The following is a 3,450-nucleotide window of genomic DNA, read 5'->3' as shown; positions in this document are numbered from 1 at the left end:
CCATCTTGTCATATCTGCCCTCTTCAAAGTTTATGTAAAGCGGCAAAGATGCAACAAGCAGAATCTTTTCCAGTCAAAGCTCCTAAAAAAGAACGCCCTTCAAAAACAGGTATTGCTTTTGTAGTCCTTAATAAAAAGAGACAAATTTATTTGGAAAAACGACAGACGCAAAAACTCCTCGGCGGAATGACCCAAATTCCTAATAATATTGGCATAAACAATGAAAATGGGCTCCAAAACGCACCCTTTACTGCCAATTGGCAATTCAAAGGACAAATTACCCATATTTTTACTCACTTTTCTCTAAAACTCGATGTTTATTATACTGACGATATTCATGAAATGAATTGTGAAAATGGTTGGTGGTGTAACATTCAACATCTTGCCGAAGAAGCGCTTCCTACAGTTATGAAAAAAGCCATCGCTATAGCACTTCCTCATTCTTTCAGATTTTAATAATCTTCCCTATAAAATTTTTGCCCACAGAAACTTTGCTATTTCTAGCGACCATTTCTTCCTTTGTAAAAGAAAAATTTTTCTACAGATAAGAATTAAGAAGGGATAGAAAAGCTTAGAAATCTTAGATTTAAATTTCGGGATTTATTCTCTTTTCACTTATGAAGAAGCAAACCGACACGCACCATCACACACTTACCAATCCCCATGCTGTCTACAGCCCTTGGTTCTTGAGATAGTTCAGAAGAGGTACTTTTACTCCTTGTCTTTAGCAATTTTTACTCACCCCCCACTTATGACACGCAAGAAAGTAATTTTGATTGATTCAATATAAAATAGGTTGGAAATAAAAAAATCTGACGATATCCTAAGGACTCATTCAAGTTGAACAATTTCAAATTATTTTTATAAGCCGATATATTGCACGCTATTGCAATATTGCACGCACATCCATAAATGCAGATGCTCTCTACAAAAAAAAAGCACTTAATTTTGAACTTCTGAATGTATTTTTTTAATTCGGTTATTTCATCTTCATAAAAGTATATCGATTGATAATTTGATTATTTTAGAACTTAAATGAGAGATAGAATGAAACTTTTTCATTTTAATTTCTTCTACAAGAAAAATAAAAACACTCGCTTGCCGCTTGCAAGCAAAATTAGCATGTTAACGCTTAAAAAAGCATAAATCGCCCGCATGCCACTCTCAATTAAGGGCGGCTACACATGGTCAATAGGATGAAGCGATCATCTTAGTTCATAAAACACCCGTTTTTAACATTTGTGAACGTATGATCATTCTTAAATGATCTATGGATTTTAACCGTCCATTTTCCTCATAATACCAAAAGGTCCAACCGTTACAACTCTGCGAATCTTGAGCCTTTCTTCCCATTGCATGAATTGAACCTGCTTCACCACCATGCATGATCGTACCATCAGCTCTTACAATAGCAGATACTTGCTTTTTGCGATCATAAAGAACTTCTCCAGGATAAAGCAAACCTGCTTCAAGCAAACTATTGAATGCTACACGTGGTTCTGCTTTTTTTCTATCCAAAATCGCCAGTTCTGGGTGCGCTAAAGGTTTAACCGACGCAATTCTCTCACATGCTGCATCAATGTAATCTTGCTCGCGTTCAATCCCAACAAAATCACGCCCTAAAAGCTTGGCAACAGCACCTGTTGTGCCCGAACCAAAAAACGGATCAAGAATAACATCACCAGGTTTACTAGAAGCCATAATAATACGCGCTAATAACGCTTGTGGTTTTTGTGTTGGATGTAATTTACGCCCTGAATCATCCTTTAAACGTTCAGCTCCAGTGCAGAGAGGAAAAAGCCAATCTGAACGCATTTGTAAATCTTCATTTGCTGCTTTCAATGCATCATAATTAAATGTGTACTTTTTATCTTTTTGATCTCGTACAGCCCAAATAAGCGTCTCATGGGCATTTTGAAAGCGGCGCCCTCGGAAATTAGGCATCGGATTATTTTTGCGCCAAATAATATCATTAAGCATCCAAAAACCTAAATCCTGTAAGGCCGTACCAACTCGAAAAATATTATGGTATGATCCGATAACCCAAAGCGTTCCGTTGGGTTTTAATACACGACGACACGCAAGCAACCAGGCACGCGTAAAAGCATCATAAGCAGCAAAACTCTCAAACTGGTCCCATGCATCATCAACCGCATCAACAAGCGAATGATCTGGGCGGTATAGCGCACCCTCCAATTGCAAATTATAGGGAGGATCGGCAAAAATCATATCAATGGAATGTTTTGGCAATTTTTCTAAAACGGCAACACAATCTCCTTTAAAAATTTTATTGCGCCATGGCATCTGTGAGGGAGTACGAATGAAATCTTTTTGAAGCTGAATAACTGTCATGAAAAACCCAACAAAATGAACTGAATTTGCCCTATAATCAATCAAAATAGTTTATAGGCCCGCATTACCAATCCATATTTACAAAATAGAGTAAACGTATCGTTAAAGTTCTGCAAAATTGATATTCATTTTTATTTTTTAAAGTAAAAAACTTTCATATGAATGAATCTTTATTTTTCTTTTTTTAATGTACTGTTCCCATATCTTTTCTTTCGAAAAAGAATTAAGAATCATTTTCAAAGCGTATTTTTATGAAATAAGGTCCTCTTAATATGATTTTCACGAAAGTTGTCCATCTCGTAACATGTAAAGGAATATCTTATGCCTCAGATAGATCTTATTATTTTTGATTGTGACGGAGTTCTCATCGACTCTGAATATCTTGCAGCAAAAATTGGATCTCAATTGCTCAGACAAACAGGATATGAAATATCACCCGAAGAATTGAGTGAGCGTTTTGCAGGACTCATCTTTCGCGATATTCTTAAACACGTTGAACAGGAAACAGAAAAACCAATTTCTGCTCATCTCATCGATCAGATGACCAATATTTTTCGTACAAAAATAAAAACTGAATTACGTGCTATTGATGATGTAAGAGAAGCCATAAAAGTTATTCAAACACGCTATCCCTACTGTATCTGCTCTAATGCAAAAAGCGTAGATATCAAAGAAATGCTCACTACTGTTGATCTCTATGACCTTTTTGAAGGTAAAATATTTTCAGCCCCTGAAGTTGGAACAAAAAAAACGAAACCTGCTCCTGATGTTTTTCTTTTTGCCGCACAACAATTACAGATAGAACCTCAAAACACTATTGTTATAGAAGATTCACTTCATGGTGTTCATGCCGCCATAGCCGCAGGTATGCGTGTCATCGGCTTTACGGGAGGATCACATAGCTATCTTGGCCATTCTAATGCACTTGCAGAAGCTGGTGCAGAAACAGTTATCGCAAAACATGCTCATTTAGAAGAAGTCTTAGAAGCAATGGCGGTATGGCGCGATTTATTATAAAAAAATCTCTTAAATATATCAGTTTGTAGACTCTTGTAAGGGAGCATTTTTACCCAAATATTCTCCCCTTTTCGCTTTTAT

General features: G+C 36.4%; 3 protein-coding genes. 2 read left to right on the top strand and 1 reads right to left on the bottom strand.

Features of this window, described 5'->3' with window-relative positions; all coding sequences use genetic code 11:
• Nucleotides 1-456 (top strand): NUDIX domain-containing protein (locus tag BN338_RS06640; protein WP_039760280.1); only part of this gene is annotated, 456 nt, incomplete at its 5' end.
• Nucleotides 457-1,215: 759 nt separating this feature from the next.
• On the opposite strand, the gene BN338_RS06635 is transcribed toward BN338_RS06640, so the two are convergent.
• Nucleotides 1,216-2,304, bottom strand: a complete 1,089-nt coding sequence (locus BN338_RS06635; protein WP_425277464.1) for a site-specific DNA-methyltransferase — start codon at nucleotides 2,302-2,304, stop codon at nucleotides 1,216-1,218.
• Between the two features lie 369 nt (nucleotides 2,305-2,673).
• On the opposite strand from BN338_RS06635, the gene BN338_RS06630 reads away from it, so the two are divergent.
• Nucleotides 2,674-3,369 carry an HAD family hydrolase gene (locus BN338_RS06630; RefSeq protein ID WP_039760274.1) on the top strand — a complete coding sequence of 232 codons (696 nt, stop codon included), beginning with the start codon at nucleotides 2,674-2,676 and terminating at the stop codon, nucleotides 3,367-3,369.
• The last annotated feature ends 81 nt before the right edge of the window (nucleotides 3,370-3,450 follow it).

It is taken from the genome of Bartonella queenslandensis AUST/NH15, from assembly GCF_000312585.1.
In the GTDB taxonomy this organism is placed as follows: domain Bacteria; phylum Pseudomonadota; class Alphaproteobacteria; order Rhizobiales; family Rhizobiaceae; genus Bartonella; species Bartonella queenslandensis_A.
Note: the sequence above shows the minus strand (reverse complement) of the source record. Positions and strands in the feature narration are given on the sequence as shown.

Excerpts from the sequence above, each read along its gene's own strand:
- BN338_RS06630 (WP_039760274.1), top strand. The coding sequence starts at position 2,674 with ATGCCTCAGATAGATCTTATTATTTTTGATTGTGACGGAGTTCTCATC.
- BN338_RS06635 (WP_425277464.1), bottom strand. The coding sequence starts at position 2,304 with ATGCCATGGCGCAATAAAATTTTTAAAGGAGATTGTGTTGCCGTTTTA.